Source organism: Novosphingobium fuchskuhlense, assembly GCF_001519075.1.
Classification (GTDB): domain Bacteria; phylum Pseudomonadota; class Alphaproteobacteria; order Sphingomonadales; family Sphingomonadaceae; genus Novosphingobium; species Novosphingobium fuchskuhlense.
The window spans coordinates 630,817-648,970 of the sequence record NZ_KQ954245.1; the positions used below are offsets into that span (position 1 = coordinate 630,817).

The 18,154-nt window shown below is 65.8% G+C and carries 13 protein-coding genes, 2 tRNA genes and 1 riboswitch; of the genes, 8 read left to right on the forward strand and 7 right to left on the reverse strand.

What is annotated here, in order from left to right; translation table 11 throughout:
- The first annotated feature begins 30 nt into the window (after positions 1 to 30).
- From AQZ52_RS12770 to AQZ52_RS12780, 3 genes are all read left to right on the forward strand, one after another.
- The gene (locus AQZ52_RS12770; RefSeq protein WP_067911325.1) at positions 31 to 360 is read left to right on the forward strand and encodes a hypothetical protein; all 330 of its coding nucleotides are present in this window, start codon (positions 31 to 33) and stop codon (positions 358 to 360) included.
- Positions 353 to 1,885, forward strand: coding sequence for a methyl-accepting chemotaxis protein (locus AQZ52_RS12775; protein ID WP_067911328.1), 1,533 nt, complete (start codon positions 353 to 355; stop codon positions 1,883 to 1,885). Before AQZ52_RS12770 ends, AQZ52_RS12775 begins: the two co-directional genes overlap by 8 nt.
- Positions 1,886 to 1,996: 111 nt before the next feature.
- Positions 1,997 to 2,073 (forward strand) — tRNA-Pro (locus AQZ52_RS12780).
- A gap of 70 nt (positions 2,074 to 2,143) precedes the next feature.
- On the opposite strand, the gene AQZ52_RS19220 is transcribed toward AQZ52_RS12780, so the two are convergent.
- The 3 genes from AQZ52_RS19220 to recG all read right to left on the reverse strand — a co-directional run bounded on the left by AQZ52_RS19220 (position 2,144) and on the right by recG (position 5,887).
- On the reverse strand, positions 2,144 to 3,085 hold the full coding sequence (locus tag AQZ52_RS19220) for a calcium-binding protein (protein WP_276203273.1): 942 nt from the start codon (positions 3,083 to 3,085) through the stop codon (positions 2,144 to 2,146).
- A 270-nt stretch (positions 3,086 to 3,355) separates the two neighbouring features.
- Positions 3,356 to 3,799 carry a DUF3429 domain-containing protein gene (locus AQZ52_RS12790; RefSeq protein ID WP_067911334.1) on the reverse strand — a complete coding sequence of 148 codons (444 nt, stop codon included), beginning with the start codon at positions 3,797 to 3,799 and terminating at the stop codon, positions 3,356 to 3,358.
- An 18-nt stretch (positions 3,800 to 3,817) separates the two neighbouring features.
- Entirely contained in the window at positions 3,818 to 5,887 is a 2,070-nt protein-coding gene (recG, locus tag AQZ52_RS12795; RefSeq protein WP_067911337.1) for an ATP-dependent DNA helicase RecG, read from the reverse strand.
- An 81-nt stretch (positions 5,888 to 5,968) separates the two neighbouring features.
- Between recG and AQZ52_RS12800 the strand changes: the two genes are divergently transcribed.
- Both AQZ52_RS12800 and mfd read left to right on the forward strand, forming a co-directional pair.
- Positions 5,969 to 6,262, forward strand: coding sequence for an FAD assembly factor SdhE (locus AQZ52_RS12800; protein ID WP_067911340.1), 294 nt, complete (start codon positions 5,969 to 5,971; stop codon positions 6,260 to 6,262).
- 20 nt (positions 6,263 to 6,282) lie between these two features.
- Entirely contained in the window at positions 6,283 to 9,786 is a 3,504-nt protein-coding gene (gene mfd / locus AQZ52_RS12805) for a transcription-repair coupling factor (protein WP_067911343.1), read from the forward strand.
- 50 nt (positions 9,787 to 9,836) lie between these two features.
- Here mfd and AQZ52_RS12810 read toward each other — a convergent pair whose 3' ends face one another.
- Entirely contained in the window at positions 9,837 to 11,906 is a 2,070-nt protein-coding gene (locus tag AQZ52_RS12810; RefSeq protein WP_067911345.1) for a calcium-binding protein, read from the reverse strand.
- Between the two features lie 337 nt (positions 11,907 to 12,243).
- Between AQZ52_RS12810 and AQZ52_RS12815 the strand changes: the two genes are divergently transcribed.
- Positions 12,244 to 13,395: a patatin-like phospholipase family protein gene (locus AQZ52_RS12815; protein WP_156424927.1), complete on the forward strand. Its 1,152-nt coding sequence runs from the start codon at positions 12,244 to 12,246 to the stop codon at positions 13,393 to 13,395.
- Positions 13,396 to 13,621: 226 nt separating this feature from the next.
- Here the strand turns inward: AQZ52_RS12815 and AQZ52_RS12820 are convergent, their stop codons facing one another.
- Positions 13,622 to 14,920 (reverse strand): bifunctional diguanylate cyclase/phosphodiesterase, encoded by a 1,299-nt coding sequence (locus AQZ52_RS12820; protein WP_067911348.1) that lies wholly within the window; start codon positions 14,918 to 14,920, stop codon positions 13,622 to 13,624.
- A 137-nt stretch (positions 14,921 to 15,057) separates the two neighbouring features.
- On the opposite strand from AQZ52_RS12820, the gene AQZ52_RS12825 reads away from it, so the two are divergent.
- Complete coding sequence (locus AQZ52_RS12825) at positions 15,058 to 15,837, forward strand: NAD kinase (RefSeq protein ID WP_067911351.1); 780 nt, start codon at positions 15,058 to 15,060, stop codon at positions 15,835 to 15,837.
- 89 nt (positions 15,838 to 15,926) lie between these two features.
- Positions 15,927 to 16,001: transfer RNA gene (locus AQZ52_RS12830), tRNA-Asn, on the forward strand.
- Between the two features lie 19 nt (positions 16,002 to 16,020).
- Here the strand turns inward: AQZ52_RS12830 and AQZ52_RS12835 are convergent.
- Positions 16,021 to 16,353, reverse strand: a complete 333-nt coding sequence (locus tag AQZ52_RS12835; RefSeq protein ID WP_156424928.1) for a PilZ domain-containing protein — start codon at positions 16,351 to 16,353, stop codon at positions 16,021 to 16,023.
- Between the two features lie 115 nt (positions 16,354 to 16,468).
- Positions 16,469 to 17,788: a D-amino acid dehydrogenase gene (locus AQZ52_RS12840; protein ID WP_240481622.1), complete on the reverse strand. Its 1,320-nt coding sequence runs from the start codon at positions 17,786 to 17,788 to the stop codon at positions 16,469 to 16,471.
- Positions 17,789 to 17,933: 145 nt separating this feature from the next.
- A riboswitch (glycine riboswitch) is annotated at positions 17,934 to 18,036 on the reverse strand.
- Between the last annotated feature and the right edge of the window lie 118 nt (positions 18,037 to 18,154).

The window sequence follows — 18,154 nt, forward strand, 5'->3', positions numbered from 1 at the left end:
TTTAAGTCCACAGCGGACTAAGCCTTGCGCATGAGCAATACCCCGTCCACCTCCGCCAGCCCGCGCCTTGCGCTTGCCGTGCAAGGCGCTGTTCTTGCGCTGGTGGTGGCCGTGGCCGAGCTCGCCCCTCGCCCCGGGCTTGCCGCGCTCTATCTGCCGCTCACGTCCGCCCGACGCCATGCCGCGCTCGATTGGGCGCTGCAAAACGGTGCGGCCATTGGGGGCTACGGCCCCTTCGGCGGCCTGATCCTGAATGCGCCGCCCCCCGGGCTTGCCACCCGCGCGCTCCGCGAAGGCGCGCTCGCCATCGCCATCCCTCCATATCTCTGCCAACCCCCGAAAGCCCTGTCCCATGGATGAACTCCTCGCCGTCCGCCGCAATGGCCTCAAGGTCCTCGCCGCGACTTGCGTATTGGCCACGCTGGCCATCGCCGTGGGCACCGCGCTCAGCGATACTGGCGCGCTCCCGCTCCTTCTCGCGCTGGCGGTGGCCGCCATCCCGCTTGCGCTGGTCACGCAAGGCCGTTCCGATCCCGGCACCCGGCTTGCCATGGGCAGCGCGGTGGCTGCCCTGCCGATGATCCTGCTCTATCAGTGGAGCGGCCACCCGCTGATGGTCGATATCCACATGACCTTCTTCGCCGCGCTCGCCATGCTCGCCGCCATGGCCGATTGGCGGCCCGTGATTCTCGCCGCCGGCCTCATCGCGGTTCACCACCTCCTCGCCAACTTCCTCGCGCCTGATATCGTCTGGACCGGCGGCCCGGCGCTTGCACGCGTGCTGTTCCATGCGGTTGTCGTGGTGATTGAAACCGGCGCGCTTATCATTCTGTGCGAGCAGGTCGCGCGCCGCATACAGCATCAGGCCGATCTGCGCGCGCAAGCCGAACGCATCGAGGCCGAAGCCGCCGCCGAACGCGCCCGCACCGCGGCCGAACAGAACGCCGTCATCGGCGCCATTGCCGGCCGGCTCGAAGCGATGGCACGGGGTGATCTTGCCATGCGCATCACGCAGCCCTTCCCGCAAAGCTACGAAGCGCTGCGCACATCGTTCAATGCAGCGACTGCCGATCTCGATCAGCTCCTCGGACGGGTCACCGCCGCCGCACGCCAGATTGCCACCGGCTCGTCCGAAATCCGCAGCGCGTCCGATGATCTTGCCCGCCGCACCGAAGCGCAGGCCAGCGCCATTGCCGCCAACAGCGAGGCAACCACCACGCTCACCACCGGAATCCGCGCCACAGCGGCGCGCGCCGAAGCCGTCAACCGCACCACCGCCGAAGCCCAGGCCGATGCCGCCACCGGCGGCGCCGTCGTCGAGCGCGCGATCGCCGCGATGACCGCTATAGAGCAGTCCTCGAGCGAAATCTCGCAGATCGTCGCCATCATTGATGGCATCGCCTTCCAGACCAATCTCCTCGCCCTCAACGCCGGGGTCGAGGCCGCCCGCGCCGGGGATGCCGGCAAGGGCTTTGCCGTCGTCGCCACGGAAGTGCGCGCCCTGGCCCAGCGCAGTGCCGATGCCGCGCAGGACATCAAGACCCTGATCGGCGCGTCCTCCGCGCAAGTGGGTACCGGCGTCGAACTCGTCGGCGAAACCGGGACCGTGCTGCGCACCATCGTGGACCGGGTCACCGAAATCGGCGGCGCGATCAGCAGCATTGCCACCGAATCCGCCGGACAGGTAGAAGCGCTCGGCAGCGTCGGCGCCAGCTTCAGCCGTATCGATCAGGTCACCCAGCAGAACGCCGCGATGGTCGAGGAAAGCAATGCCGCCGCGCACAGCCTGCTGCGCGAAGCCGAAACCCTGCAGGACCTCGTCGCCCGCTTCCGCTTGTCCAGCGATACGCAGGCCCCTGCCCCCATGCTCAGCCGCGCGGCCTGAGCCGTCCACAGGGCACGATGAAAATCCTGCAAAAGGGTGCTTGTCACCCTCAAATCCCCCGCCTATAGCGCGCCCCTGCCTCGGGGCCGGCTTGCCGGTAAACCGATCGGTCGGGGAGTAGCTCAGCCTGGTAGAGCACTGTCTTCGGGAGGCAGGGGCCGGAGGTTCGAATCCTCTCTCCCCGACCATTTTTCTTGTATTGGATATAACCGCTCGCAGCAGCCCCTCGGGGCTGACTGCATAGCGCGGTGTTCTGCCTCAGAGAATGAAGTCTGCCGCCACGAGCGGCCCATCCAGGCTCGTCACCAGGAAATGGCGGCTCGCACCGGAATTGTCGATCTCGAGCGACACGTCGTACGTGTTGGCGACCGCGGTCTCGTAGACGTTGATCTGGCCCGCGCCGTGGACAGGCGCACCATGATCGATTGCATCGTGGAACACGAAGGCGTCCCGTTCCAGCGTCAGGATATTGGCGTCGATACGGTGGAGATCGATGCGGTCGCCCTGAGCGTGGCTGAAATCGAGGATATGGTCCATCGGTTGCAGGCTGGCAGCCGAATGGTCGTCATCAAACGTGAAGCTGTCGTCGTCCTCACCCACGGACAAGGCAATGCCCGGCACCACGAGGCAGTCGATCTGGCCGATGCTGCGAAAATCGAAGGTGTCGGCCCCGTTCCCGCCGGTCAACGTGTCGATGCCGGATCCGCCGACAAGCACATCGTTGCCGTCTCCGCCCACCAGCACGTCGTTGCCGGCGCCCGCGCTCATCCGGTCATTCCCGGTGCCACCGTCGAGATGGTCGTCGCCGGACCCGCCGGAAAGGGCATCGCGCCCGGCATCACCTGACAGGGTGTCGTTTCCGATCCCGCCAATGATACGATCGTTCCCGTCGAAGCCGCGCAGGGTATCATTGCTGTCACCGCCGGCGATCCGGTCGTTTCCGCCCCAGACGAGGGTATTGAGCGCATCGGCATCGGTATCGACAATGGCCTTGTGGACCAGCGCCGCATCGAGCGAGATGTCGAGCACGCCTGCCACCGCCTCATCGCCGGAGAGCATCGCGAAGGCATGGATCGTCCCGGCCCACATAGCCGAGAAGGTCGACTTTGCCATGAACAGCACACCGTCGAGGAGGCTGGTGGTGCTGACCACCGGGCCGGTCTCGTTCTCGCTTTCGTCAGCCTGCAGGTCCAGGCTCATGCCTGTTGCATCAGGGTTCAGTTCAGCGCCACTCTCAGCGCCGCGAGCCAACAGCGACATGAAGTCGAAATTGAACGCATTGGCGCAAATTTCGCCCAACCGGTGATTGCTGAAGAAGTTTGCCATGATCGCCCCGTGATCGTTTGCGTGCTTTTCGCAGTTGATACGGTGCAATTACCTTCCAATTCCTAAGGGGCCGTTAACCATCTTGCGCCATATACTTATAACACTCGGCTTTTCGCCGCTGGCAGATGGCTGCGTACGCTGCGCTCAGACCGCCGGTGCGATCAAGCCGATCAGCACGCTGAGCCCGCCAAGGCCGATCGATAGATTGCGCCGCAGCGCCAGCCATCCCTCCGGCTTCAGCCCCACCGCAAGATCGATCAGCGGCGAGGCCGCGATGCAAAGGCCCAGTGCGATCAATTCCGGCCCGGGCCAAGTCCAGCCTGCCATCCAAGGCCACCAAAGCCCCAGCGCGATCAGCGATGGGGCGACGCCTGCCAGGAAAATCCATTTGGGGCTTTCCGGCCGGGCAATCCCGATGCCCCACCACACGCCGCCCAGGAAGCTGAAGATCAGCGCGGCGTAAGCATAGGCGAGCGCCAGCGCGGTCCAGCCCCACTCGCCGCCCTTGAACACCGCCAGCAGCGCCGCCACCTGCGGCAGAAGCCCCGCATAGCCCAAAGCCCGGGCTGCCTCAGAAACACGCTTCAACGCCAATCCTTTTCAAACCTAGCCGCCGCGCAGCAGCTGCACGCCCCAGTCGCGCTCGAACAGATAGAGCAGCGCCCGCGCCGCCTGACCCCTCGGAGAAGCCAGTCCGCCATCGCGCTCCATGAGCAGCCGCGCATCGTCATGCGCCATGGGCAGCAGCCGGGCAATCTGTTCGAAGTCGGCTACCCGAAAGGGCGTATCGCCCGATTGCCGTGTGCCGAGCAGCTCGCCTCCGCCGCGCAGGCGCAGGTCCTCCTCGGCCAGCCTGAAACCGTCCTGCGTCTCGCGCATCAGGGCAAGCCGCTCGCGCCCGACTTCCGAAAGCGCCTCGCCGCGCAGCAGCAAGCAGGTCGATTTCGCCGAGCCGCGGCCCACACGGCCGCGCAGCTGGTGCAACTGCGCGAGGCCGAACCGCTCCGCCTGCTCGATCACCATCAGGCTTGCGGCCGGCACGTCGACGCCGACCTCGATCACCGTTGTCGCCACCAGCAGCTTGGCATCGCCGCGGACAAAGCGCTCCATCGCGGCGTCCTTCGCCTCGGGCCGGAGCTGCCCGTGGACCAGCACGACATCATCGCCGAACCGCAACTGCATCTCCGCAAACCGCGCTTCCGCCGCCGCCAGATCGGCCGTCTCGTTCTCGCGCACCATCGGACAGACCCAATAGGCCTGCGCGCCTGTCGCCAGATGCCGCGCGAGGCCCTCGACCACCTCGCCCATGCGCTCCACCGCCACCACGCGCGTATCGATCGGCTGGCGCCCGGGCGGCATCTCGTCGAGCTTGGACACCTCCATCTCGCCATATTGCGCCAAGGTCAGCGTGCGCGGGATCGGCGTTGCGGTCATAGCGAGGCAATGCGGCGTCGCCTTGCCCTTCTGCGTCAGCATCAGCCGCTGGCCCACGCCGAAGCGGTGCTGCTCGTCGATAACCACCAGCGCCAGATTGCGGTACGTCACACTCTCCTGAAAGATCGCGTGCGTACCCACGCAAATATCGATGCTGCCATCCAGCAGCCCCATCAGGATCGCCTCACGCGCCTTCGCGCCGCCGCGCTGCGTGGTCTTTCCGGTCAGGAGCGCGATCTGCACTCCCGTCCCCGCCGCCATGCGCTGCAAGGTCTCGGCATGCTGGCGCGCCAGAATCTCGGTCGGCGCGAGCAGCGCGGCCTGCGCGCCCGCTTCCACCGCGATCAGCATGGCATGCAGCGCCACCGCCGTCTTGCCCGAACCCACATCACCCTGCAGCAGCCGCAGCATCGGTGCGTCCTGCGCCAGATCGCTCTCGATCTCGTCCACCGAGCGCGCCTGTGCCCCCGTCAGCGCGAAGGGCAGCCGCAGCTTCCCGCGCAGCCGGCCATCGCCCCTGAGCGGCACCGTCCGCCGGGTGCGGTTGCTGGCTTTCACCAGCATCAGCGCCAGCGAGTTCGCCAGCAGCTCGTCATAGGCAAGCCGGTCGCGCGCCGCCGCGTCGGCTCCCTTGTGCGCCCGCATCAGCGCCTCGCGCCACGCTGGCCAGCCAGACTGCGCCAGCAGCCCCGGCTCGATCCACTCCGGCAACTCCGGCACCATCCCGAGCGCCTGCCCCGTCAATGCCGCGATCCGCGCCTGCGTCAGCCCTTCCGTTGCCGGATAGACCGGCTCGTTCAGCGATCCGGCCAGCGCGCCACTGTCCTCGGCCACATGCTCGGGGTGGACGATCTGCCAGCTTTGCCCATACTGATCGAGCCGCCCGGCCACCCAGCGCTTCTCGCCCACTGGCAGCAGCTTCTTCGCGGAATAGCTTGCCCGCCCGAACCACACGAGCGCCACGTAGTTCCCCAGCGCATCCTCGGCCATGATCCGATAAGGCCCACGGCCCGTGCTGGGCCGATGCTCACGCGCCGTCAGTGCGATCACGATCTGCTCGCCGACCGCCGCCTCGTCGAGATTGCCCACCGCCCGCCGCGCCACGAACCGGTCCGGGAGGTTGTAGACAAGGTCCCGCACCCGCGTGAGGCCGAGCTTGCCCAAAGGCCGCGCCAGACCGGGCCCCACACCCTTGAGGCCCTCGGTCTCGGCAAACAGCGGATTGAGCAGATCGGGACGCATATCTCCCCGTGCTTAGGCCAACCTCGCCCCGGGGTGCAACGCGCTTGCCCCCGCCGCCCCACAAGGCGTATCGGCGCCAGGATGAACGACAACGATACGCATAGCGACTCTGGCCTCGCCCCGCGCCTCGCCCGGATGAAGTTCCGCGCATGGCATCGCGGCACGCGTGAGGCGGACTACATGTTCGGCTGCTTCTTCGACACGCGCCACACGGGCTGGGATGAAGCCGCGCTCGACTGGTTCGAACGCCTGCTCGAGGAAGACGACGTCGATGTGATGGCCTGGGCACTTGGCACCCAGCCCGTCCCCCAAGCGTTCACAGGTGCAGAGATGGACGCCATGCGCCGCCTCGATTACGTCGATATTCCGCGCTGACTCCGCGCGCCCTTTTTCACATGCCCGATCCGTCCCGCATCCTGTCGGCCACGACGCCGCTCACCCTCGCTTCCATCGCCCGGGGAGCGCAGCCGCTTGTCCTCGCTGATCTCTCGCGCGCGGCCGCCACTGGCAAATCGCCCAGGCGCACCATCTTCATCGCGGCAGACGACGCCGCCATGCGCGCCGTCACCCAGAGCGCCCAGTTCTTCGCGCCCGAGCTTGACGTCGCCGAATATCCCGCGTGGGACTGCCTGCCGTTTGACCGCGCCTCGCCCGCCATGTCGGTCAGCGCGCGCCGCCTCGCCGCGCTCCATGCGCTGCAGCAGCCGCTCGAAGGCCCGCAGCTGTTCGTCACCACGATCAACGCGCTGCTCCAGCGCACGCTCACGCCGTTTCGCGTGCGCGAATCGGTGCGCGCCTTGCGCGTCGGGCAGGAAATCGCGCGCGCGGCGCTGATCGCGCTTGTCCAGCGCCAGGGCTACAGCCGCGTCGATACGGTGGTGGACTCCGGCGAATATGCGGTGCGCGGCTCGGTCTTCGATCTCTACCCCAGCGGCCTTTCCCACGGCCTGCGGCTCGATTTCTTCGGCGACGAGATCGAGACGATGCGCCTGTTCGATCCGGCCACCCAGCGCTCGGTCCAGCCCGTGCAGTCGCACCTCCTGCTCCCCGCCAGCGAGGCCCTGCTCGACGAGGAGTCCATCCGCCGTTTCCGCACCCGCTACCGCGAACTCTTCGGCGCCAATGCCACAAGCGATCCGCTCTATCAGGCGGTCAGCGAAGGCCGCCGCCTCGCCGGGATGGAGCACTGGCTCCCGCTTCTCGAAGACCGCCTCGTCACCCTCTTCGACCATCTGACCGACGGCGACCTCGTCCTCCTCGATGCCGCCGCCGCCAAGGCCGCCGAAGAGCGCCTCGCCGATATCACCGACTACCGTCAGGCCCGCGCCGAAAGCAGCCAGCGCGCCGGCAGCACCACCTACCGCCCCCTCGCCGAAACCGCGCTCTACCTCGGCCGCGACGAGTTCGACCGCGCCCTCGCGGGCTGGCCCGTCCACCGCATGAGCCAATTCGCGGAGCCCGAGAGCCCTCGCGTCCTCGATTTCGGCTTCGGCTCCCCCCGCGATTTCGCTCCCGAACGCGCCTCGGGCGCCAATATCTACGAAGCCGCCGCCAAGCACCTCGCCGCGCTCGCCACGCGCGGCCGCAAGGCGGTCGTCGCCGCCTACTCCGCCGGCTCGCGCAGCCGCCTCGCCTCGCTGCTCGGCGATGCCGGAAAAGCGCCTCCCATCCTCGCCGAGACCTGGCAGGAAGCCCTCGGCGCCGCCGCCACCGGCAAACCTGCCGCCGTCGTCTTGCCCCTCGAACAGGGCTTCTCCAGCGGCGATGTCGAAGTCCTCACCGAGCAGGACATCCTGGGTGATCGGCTCGTCCGCCCCAAGCGCAAGCGCAAGGACGCCGACGCCTTCCTCGCCGAACTCGCCGCGCTCGGCACCGGCGATCTTGTCGTCCACATGGAGCATGGCATCGGCCGCTACATCGGCCTCGTGCCAGTCGCGGTGGGCGACAGCCCGCACGACTGCGTCCAGCTCGAATACGCAGGCGGGGACAAGCTCTACATCCCCGTCGAAAACCTCGACGTCCTTTCCCGCTACGGCCACGACAGCGAGGGCATCCAGCTCGACAAACTCGGCGGCGAGGCATGGCAGCGCCGCAAGGCGAAGATGCGCGAGCGCATCCTCGAAATCGCCGGCCAGCTCATGCAGACCGCCGCGCTGCGGGCCCTGCGCGAAGCCGATACCCTCGCCCCCGATCCCGCCAGCTTCGGCCCCTTCGTCGACCGGTTCCCCTGGGCCGAGACCGACGATCAGGAGCGCGCCATCGAGGACGTTCTCGGCGATCTCGCCAGCGGCAAGCCGATGGACCGCCTCGTCTGCGGCGACGTCGGCTTCGGCAAGACCGAGGTCGCCCTGCGCGCCGCCTTCGTCGCGGCCATGGCCGGCAAGCAGGTCGCCGTCATCGCGCCGACCACCTTGCTCGCCCGCCAGCACTATACCGCCTTTGTCGAGCGCTTCTCCGGCTTCCCCCTCGAAGTCGGCCGCCTCAGCCGCCTCGTCCCCGGCAAGGAAGCCGCCCAGACCCGCGAAGGCCTCGCCGCCGGCACCGTCGATGTCGTCATCGGCACCCACGCGCTCCTTTCCAAGGGCCTCGAATTCAAGCGCCTCGGCCTTGTCATCGTCGATGAGGAGCAGCGCTTCGGCGTCGTCCACAAGGAGCGCCTCAAGGAACTCAAGGCGGACGTGCACGTCCTCACCCTCACCGCCACCCCCATCCCGCGTACGCTGCAGATGGCGATGTCCGGCCTGCGCGAACTGTCCACCATCCAGACCCCGCCGGTCGACCGCCTCGCCGTGCGCACCTACGTCATGCCGTGGGACGACGTGACCATGCGAGAGGCCCTGATGCGCGAGCACCAGCGCGGCGGCCAGTCGTTCATCGTCGTCCCCCGCATCGCCGACATGCCCGATCTGGAGGAATGGCTCCGCCTCAACGTGCCGGAAATCCGCTATGTCTCCGCGCACGGCCAGATGAGCCCGACCGAAGTCGAGGACCGCATGGGCGCCTTCTACGAGAAGCGCTACGAAGTCCTCCTCTCGACCACCATCGTCGAGAGCGGCCTCGATATCCCCAGCGCCAACACCATCGTCCTCCACCGCGCCGACCGCTTCGGCCTCGCCCAGCTCTACCAGCTGCGCGGCCGCGTCGGGCGCGGCAAGCTGCGCGCCTATGCCTACCTCACCTACCCCGAAAACCAGGCCCTCAGCGAAGTCGCCGAAAAGCGCCTCAAGGTCCTCTCCGATCTCGACAGCCTCGGCGCCGGGTTCCAGCTTGCCAGCCACGATCTCGATATCCGCGGCGCGGGCAACCTCCTCGGCGACGAGCAGTCCGGCCACGTCCGCGAAGTCGGCTTCGAGCTCTACCAGTCGATGCTCGAAGACGCGATCGTCGCCGCCAAGGCCGGCGAAATCGGCCTCGCGCGCGAACGCAACACGCTGAGCCCGCAGATCACCGTCGATGCCCCGATCATGATCCCGGAGGACTACGTGCCGGACCTCGCCGTCCGCATGGCGCTCTATCGCCGCATGAACGACGCCGAAGGCGCGGACGCCGTCGAAGCCCTCGCCGCCGAAATGATCGACCGCTTCGGCCCCCTCCCCGCGCCCACGCAGAACCTCCTCAAGCTCATCGAGATCAAGCGCCAGGCCATCGAAGCCCACATCGCCAAGATCGACGTCGGCGCGAAGGGCACGCTGGTGTCGTTCCACAACGACAGCTTCCCGGAACCCATGGGCCTCTTCGCCTATATCGACCGCCTGAAAGGCACGGCAAAGCTGCGCCCGGACAACAAGCTGGTGATCAACCGGGCCTGGGGTACACCCGAAGCGCGGCTCAATGGGCTGGTGCAATTGACCAAGGGGCTGAGTGCTGTGGCACGGCGGGGGGAGAAGCGGGCAGCTTGAGGGAACGTAGCCAGGACCTTTCCCACCAGCCTCCCCCGTTCAACGCGTGCTCACACCAGCAAGATGTCAAATGCATCGAGAAGCGGCTTGGTTGTGAGTGCCGTGATCTGCACTTGTGCTTGTTGCCCGTTACCGTCCGGATCGTAATACAAGGCGCCGGTAGCCTGATTGTAGATGATATGGTGATCGGGCGTCAGCGCCTTGGTACCCAACGTAAACTCTTGCGCCTTGAGAGGCCCCGCCAATTCGCTGGCAAGCCCTTTGAAGGCTGATCGCACCAGTTCGATACTGTCCTGACCCTTGACGAAATCCGAGATCGTGTCGCGTTTCGCCGTTATCTCCAGCACATCGAAACGGAACTTGTCGGCACCGAGGCCGCCGGTGAGCGTGTCGCGCCCTGCGCCGCCAATAAGCCTGTCGGCTCCGTCACCGCCAAGAAGTCGGTCGTCGCCTGCCCCGCCAGTGAGAAGATCGCCTCCGGCATCGCCGATCAGCCGATCGTTGCCGGCATCGCCGGTGAGAGTATCGTTGCCGTTGCCACCGGATAGCTCGTCCGCCCCCGCGCCACCTGTCAGCCGGTCGTTGCCCAGCCCGCCATTGATCGTGTCATTGCCCGCGCCGCCATCGATCTTGTCAGCCTTCGCAGACCCATATAGCCGGTCATCAAGCTGCGATCCCAGCACCCCGGGAAAGCCATGGGAGTAGCTGATCTGGATCGTGTGCGTAAACCGCTCGTCGGGCGGGTTGACGATGTAGGTCACGAGATCGGCGAAGCCGTCCCCGTTGATATCCTTCAAATACCCTTCGAGTTCCGGCCCCGGCGGGGTGCCATCGAGGTTCCCGGTAAATCCATTGAGATCTACCACCTGATAATGGCCCAGCCCGTCGTTGATATAGACCGCAGGTTTGCCTGCCGCATCGGCATTCTCGTGGAAACCGGGCCGCGTGAACACTTGCGCGACGATGTCCTTCAGCCCGTCTCCGTTCACGTCGGTCAAGTCGTAGTAGTTGATACTGCCCTTGGCCAACTGCACCGGGATTGCATTGGGAACCTCGCGCAAATGGCCATCGAGCAGACGAAACACCTTCAGCCTGCTCACATTGACCAGATCGGTATCGTAGTTGAAGGTTTCTCCGCTGGTGATCCGCGGATGGCCGGTCGCCTCAAGGGCATTCATCATCGCCACAACGGTCAGGGAGCCATCCGCCTTTCGCACCGGATCCACCTGCACTTCGATGAATGTTAGGTTGAGGTAGTCGACATCCGGAAACCGGTAGATCGAAAAGGTCTGGAGCACGTCGGTGTTGTACAGCTTAACCTTTGCAGTGCCGTCCGGCTTGTAACCTGCAAAATCTATGAGCGAGACCGCGCTGCCCACTTTGCCGAACAGGCCAAGCCCCACGCCGGTCAGCGGATGGGCATCCGTTTGTTCGTACGTCTCGTGGGTCGCGACGAAATAGGCCGAAGCCGCGTCACCCGGTGCCGCAGACGCCCCCGCCAAGGCATTGGCCCAGCCGTCGGTGTTGGCGACATATTGGTCGGTAACCGAGACGAAGCCGCCCGCCTGATAGCGCAGCACCTGGAACGGATTGTCGTTGTACCCTGCGAACACCACGTCCTTGGTGCCGAGGCCATTGTCGACCATCGCGACCGAATGGCCCCAACTCGGCAGGCCCGCGTTCACCACCGAATAGCCACCACCCGGCTTGGAGAGGAGCATCGCGGGCCGGGCGTAGATCGTCGTCGGATCGGATTGTGAACGATAATCTTCGGAATTCATCGCAAAGGCGTAGTCGGTCACGCCGTCGCCATTGATGTCGCCTGTGACATACTTGCGCGGCAACCCGCCCAGTTTCGGCGTTGCCGTGCCGAACACGGCCTGGTTGTCCACGCGGTAGGAACCATCGGCATTGCTGACGAGTGCGAACAACTTGTCGTTGGTGTAACCGCTGGTCACCGGCGCGCCGAAGGGATTCGTCTGCTGCCACATCTGCACAATGAAATCACCAACCCCGTCATGATTGAGGTCCGTCGGGATGACAAATTGTACGACAAAATCGGCATAGCCCGGATCGCTCTTGGCGATGAGATTGCCGATCACAGTAATCTTGTCTGCCACCCCTATCCCTCCGACTGCGCGCGGATTGTTCCTTGCCAAAGGGAACCATATCACTTCACTGTTATGGGACAATCGAATTAATCGTATTTGCTTATTTCCAAATGCAGCTGTTTCTCCAAGCAACAATTACAGTGCAAGTTTACCAAATCACCGAACCGCAAGCGCTGACAGGCAGTCCGATCGATGCGCCTCTGCAAATGAAGGGGTAGCGCCACAGACCGACCGCCGCGCTCTCTTTCCCTACCGCTCTGTCATCGCTGTGCGATGCCACCGCGCGATACCATGCCCCGATCCCGCGTCCCTGTGCTAAGTGCTGGTACCAACAGGAGAACAACGCTTGCCCGCACGCATCAGGATAGTCCTCCTCGCCGCCCGCCTTGCACCCGCATTGGGGCTTGCAGGCTGCGCCACGATCCACCGCCAACCCTTCACTGAAACCCAGCAGGCCGAAGCCACCATCCCCGGCGTGCCGCAGGCCCGCTTCTGGGCCGATGCGCCGGGCGCCGCGCGGCTCATGGCGCCGGTCTATGCCGGGGCGAACGGCGAACGCTCGATGCTCGCGCTCTCGGGGGGATCGGACAATGGAGCCTATGGCGCAGGCCTTTTGAACGGCTGGACCAAGGCCGGCACACGGCCCGAATTCGCCGTCGTCACCGGGGTCAGCACCGGCGCGCTGATCGCGCCCTTCGCCTTCCTCGGCCCCGATCAGGATGCCACGCTGGAGCAGCTCTTCACCACCATCTCGGCGAAGAACATCTACCGGAACCGCTTCCCTCTCGCCATCCCGCTCTCGCCCAGCATCGCCAGTACAAAGCCGCTGGCGCGCATGATCAGCGAAGTCATGACCGATGCGCTGATCGACCGCATCGCGGCCGAGCACGCGCGCGGACGGCGACTGTTCGTCGGCACCGCCAATCTCGATGCACAGCGCATGGTGATCTGGAACATGGGCGCAATTGCCGCCAGCAAGGCCCCGGGCCGCTACGGCCTGTTCCGGCAGGTCCTCCTCGCCTCCTCGGCCATTCCGGCCTTCTTCCCCCCGGTGATGATCAAGGCCCAGGCAAACGGCCGCGAGGTGAGCGAGATGCATGTCGATGGCGGCACCACCGCGCAGATCCTCACGCTCCCGGATCAGGCGATTGTCGCGGGCCAGCTGCCCTCCGCGCTCAATCGCCTCCACCTCTACATGATCGTGAACAACAAGCTCAACGGCGAGTTCCACCTCGTGCGCCCTCGCACCGTGCCCATCGCCAGCCAGGCCATCTCGCTCAACTTGCGCCGTTCGGCCGGGAGCACCGTGGCTCTGAGCTATCTTTACGCCAAGGCCCACGGCGTCGATTTCAACCTGAGCTTCATCGACAAGGACTATCCCCGCTCCGAAAAGAGCCTGTTCGACACCGAGATGATGCGCACGCTCTTCGCCTATGGCCGCAAGCTCGGTGAAACCGGAACCTTCTGGGCCAAGCGCCCGCCTGATAAGGACGAATAGCGCCGGGGCGGTTCCGTCCGGCCAGCTGGCGGACAGGCAGGCGGGCCGGCAGGAGGGCGCAAACCCCTGTCCTACAGGGGCGCACCTTTGATACACCTGGGGCATGCCCCCGTTTCGCATCCAAGCCCTTGGCCGCGCTGCACTTTCCCGTGGCCATGCAGGCGCGCGGAAGGGGCCTTGCAGTTTCTCCCCAGGACTGTGTCAACTGTGTCAACCTGACCTGAATTCAGGCGCTGCTCGCCACCAGAGCGACGAACTCCTCCGCCGAAATAGGACCGGCGCGGAGGAACCCCTGAAACAGGTCGCAGCCTTCCGCCTGCAGGATCGCCAGCTGCCCGGCACTCTCCACCCCTTCGGCGATCACCTTGAGACCCAACGCCCGCGCCATCGCCACCATCGCCGAGAGGATCGCCCGGTCTCGCGCGTCATGCTCGATGTCGCTGACCAGCGAGCGGTCGAGCTTCAACGCATCCAGCGGCAGGGCCTTGAGCGCGCGAAAATTGGAGAAGCCGGTGCCGAAATCGTCGAGCGCCACGCTTATGCCCAGCGCAGCCAGTTCGCGCAGCGCGGCGGCGCAGGCCTCGAAGTCGGCGATCAGGGTCTGCTCGGTGATCTCGATGGTCAGTCGCGCGGCGGGGAACCGGCTGGCTTCCAGCGCCGCCTTGAGGCTCGCCGCGAAATCGCCGACAGCAAAATCCTCCGCCGTCACGTTGAGCGAGAGGCGCAGCGGCACGGTGTCTGGCCAAGCTGCAGCCAGTGCCAGCGCGCGCTTGCCGATATGGCGCGAAAGTTGCGCCACATGGTCGCCCCGGTCCGCCACGGCAAACAGCGTTTCCGCGCAAATGCGACCAAAGCTCGGATGCTCCCACCGCGCCAGCGCTTCCGCCCCGGCAAGCGCGCCGGTGGCGACGTGGAACTGCGGCTGGAACAGCACTGTGATCTCGTCGCGGTGCAGCGCGCCGAGGAGATCGCCTTCAAGGCTCGCCGCGCTGCGGCCGCGCGCGGGATGGCTACCATCGGCCCACAAAACGCGCCGGCCGCTACGCCGCTGGAGATCGCCCGAAACCTGGTCGAGCCGGTCAAGCAGTGCCGCGCCGCTCTCCCCCGGCCGGCCGCGCAACAGCGCGGTGCGCGGGGCCAGGCTCAGCCGCTCCCCATCGACCACCAACGGCCGCGCGATCGCCCGGCCCAGCGCCTCGGCCAGCCACTGCCAGCGCTCGCGGCTCAAGGAGGCACGGCTGGCGACGAGGAATGCGCCGCCCGCAGCCCGGGCCACCAGAGTCTGCGGGCCGAGTTCGTCCGCCACGAAGTCCCTCAGCCGCCGCGCGACTTCCACGAGCACGCGGTCGCCGCCCGCCATGCCATAGGCCAGATTGACCGCCGGCAGCCGCTGCAGGCTGACCATCATCGCCTGCACGAAGTCTGTCTCGTTCGTCCCATCGAGCCACAGCGCCGCGCTGCCCGGGCCTGGAAGGCCCGTCAGCACGTCGCGATCATCGCCGGAAAGGAGTGCGGTGCCCGTCATCGCCTGCCGTCTTAGGCGATCAGCTTCGGGAAATCATCCTTGCTGTACCATTTTGCATTGCACCAGTTTGGGTCGCTCCATATCAGTCGCCTCCGGACGCTGATCGCAGCGCCACCCCGCGAGGAGTGCCCGATCCCATGCCTGCAATGCCCCGGCTCGCGCTGCTGGCCTCTCCCACCGACCGCGCGCAGGAGGCCGAGGCTGCATTGATCGCCTCGCACGAATGGGTGCCGCTCGAAGATGCGGAGATTGTCGTCGTGCTCGGCGGTGACGGGTTCATGCTGCAGACCCTGCATCACATGCTCGATACCGGGCGCGTGATTCCTGCCTACGGGCTTAATCTCGGCACCGTCGGCTTCCTGATGAACCGCCACAAAGCCACCCGCCCCATCGCCGAGCGCGTTGCCAAGGCGCGCGGCGTGGCGGTTGCACCGCTGTGGATGGAGGCGGTGACGCAGACGGGCGAGCGGTATTCCTCCTGGGCGATCAACGAAGTCTCGCTGCTGCGCGAAACCCGACAAACCGCCAAGCTGGAAGTCTCCGTAAACGGCAAGGTGCGCATGCCCGAGCTTTCATGCGACGGCGTTCTGGTAGCGACACCCGCAGGCTCGACGGCCTACAACCTCTCGGCCAATGGCCCGATCCTGCCCCTGGGCAGCGCGATGCTGGCGCTCACGCCGATCAGCCCGTTTCGGCCGCGGCGCTGGCGCGGGGCGATTTTGCCGGAGAGCTGTGAGATCCTGTTCCGCTCGCTGGAAGCGGCCAAGCGCCCGGTGTCGGTCGTAGCCGACCAGAAGGAAGTGCGCGACATCAGCGAGGTGCGCGTGAGCGCCGCGCGTGATCACCGGCTGACACTGCTGTTCGACAAGGGCAAGAGCCTCGACGAGCGAATCTTCGCCGAGCAGTTCCTGGTGTGAATTTCCGGTTCGTTTTTGGGCAATCAGGCGCTTGCCAAACCCGAAACGCCTGCTATTAGCCCGCTCCTGCCCCGGGCAACCGGGTCCGGTCCCTGATAGCTCAGCGGTAGAGCTCTCGACTGTTAATCGAGTGGTCGTAGGTTCGAATCCTACTCAGGGAGCCACCTTTTCCCCGCTTTATGCTCAATGAACCGAGCCGATGCGTCCCTCGAGGACCGCGTCCAGCACGGCCGGATGCAGGGGCGCCTCAAAATGCAGGCCGGCAGTAAAGCCACTGGTCCAGTCAACCTTGGCAGGCCGCGCCTCAAGCCCGGGCAGGGTGATCCACACGAGCATCCCGGGCTTCAGGGCTTCCATCGAATCGATCCGCGCCGAACGGCAGGTCAGATCGCTCAGCGTCACTTTTGCGCGAAGCACGCCGCGACGATAGGTTGCCGGGATTAGCGGTCCGCACGGTGCCTGGCCCCACGGATTGGCGTCCTGTCCTGCAGCTTGCTTGACCAGCATGGCAATCATTCCCTGTGTGAACGGTGATTGGTCCGCACAAGGAAGAACGGCCCGGCACCCCTGCCTTTTAGGTAAGCAGAGCTGCCGGGCCGCGTTTCGGGTGTAGTACTTATTCGGCTGAGCCTCAGGCGACGCGCAGCGCCGCTTCGGCCTCGAGCGCCTGGTCGATCGTCGCCGCCACCATCTGCGCTGTCACCGCGCTCAGCGTCCAGCCCAAATGGCCGTGGCCGGTGTTGTAGAACACCCGCTGACGCCGCCCGGCGCCGACGCGTGGCATCATGTCGGGCAGCATTGGTCTCAGGCCCGCCCACGGCAGGACCTCGCCCACACTCACGCCTGGGAAAAGCTGGCGTACCCACTGCACCAGCGGCGCGATGCGGTCAGCGCGGATATCGCGGTTCTCGCCGTTGAACTCCGCCGTTCCGGCCACGCGGAAGCGGTCCTTGCCGAGCCGGGACGTGACGATCTTGGCATCCTCGTCGAGCAGGCTCACCCATGGCGCCGCAGCCTGGCTTGTTTCGTCGCGCAGCATGACCGTGATCGAGTAGCCCTTGACCGGGTAGACGTTCACCCGGTCACCGATCATCGCCGCAAGGCGGCGGCTGCCGACACCGGCACAGATCACCAGTCCGTCAAAATGACCGACATCCTCGATCCGCGCATCGGTCAGGCTGGCAGTGCGGATGGTGACCCCGCGCTCGTGCACCGCAATCGCCTGAACCGCGCGATCGAGCTGGAGCATGGCCCCCTTGCGTTCGCAGGCCGCGGCAAGTCCGCGCGTGAACTTGCAGATGTCGCCGGTCGCGTCGGACGGCGTATAGTATCCGCCGCAATAGTCTCCCGACAGTGTGGGATCGATCCGGCGCATCTCTTCAGGGGTGACCTGGAACCGGTCGAGCCCGCCGGCGCGCACCAGTTCATTGGTTCGCGCCGCATCGGCAAAGCTCGCGGCATTGCGGTAGATGTGGAGAATCCCGCGCTTCTCGCAATCGAAATTGATACCCTCGCGCTCGGCAATGCCGAACAGGTACTTGCGCGCCTCGATCGCGAGCCGGACCGTCTCCACCGTGTTGACGTCATGCCGGGGAATCGCCCCGAGAAACTCGGCGATCCATGAGAACTTGTGCCAACCGGGCCGGGGATTGAACAGGAGCGGCGCATCGCGCCTCGCCATCCAGCGCAGGCCCTTGAAAACGGTGCCGACCGAATTCCACACTTCGGCGTTGCTCGCGGAGAGTTGCCCGCCGTTGGCGAAAGAGGTTTCCATCGCCGGCAACGGCTGGCGATCGATGATTGTTACGTGATGGCCACGCTCGAGCAACGCATAGGCCGTGGTAATGCCGGTGATACCGGCGCCGATAACCGCAAAATGCGACATGAGCTTGAGCTCCTCGATAAGAGAAATGCGGACATGCCGACCCGCCAAGGCCGGCGCTGCGTTCATTTCCCCATCTCTGTCGCTTGTGCCTGAGAGCTTGACCGCTTCGGTATCACACGACTTGTGCGCGTAACCCTACCGTACGGCTTTCTCCGTCGGCGGATGGCTGCGCCCGGTCATAAACCTGCCGCGCCACCACTCTCCAGAGTGTCAAGACCACACGGTTCCTGTTGCCTGAGAGTTTCCTGGGGGGTTGCTCCGTCGGCGCCGGATCGAAGCCTGATGCTTCAGCCGGGCTCTCCCATGCGGTCATAAAGACGATAGCTGGAGGCTCTCCTTGTTTTCAGGGCCGCTGGCGGCCCAACGGTGGTTTGAAGCGAAACGGGCCATGACTCGAATGCATCACCCTATCGCACCACGGCATTGTGCATC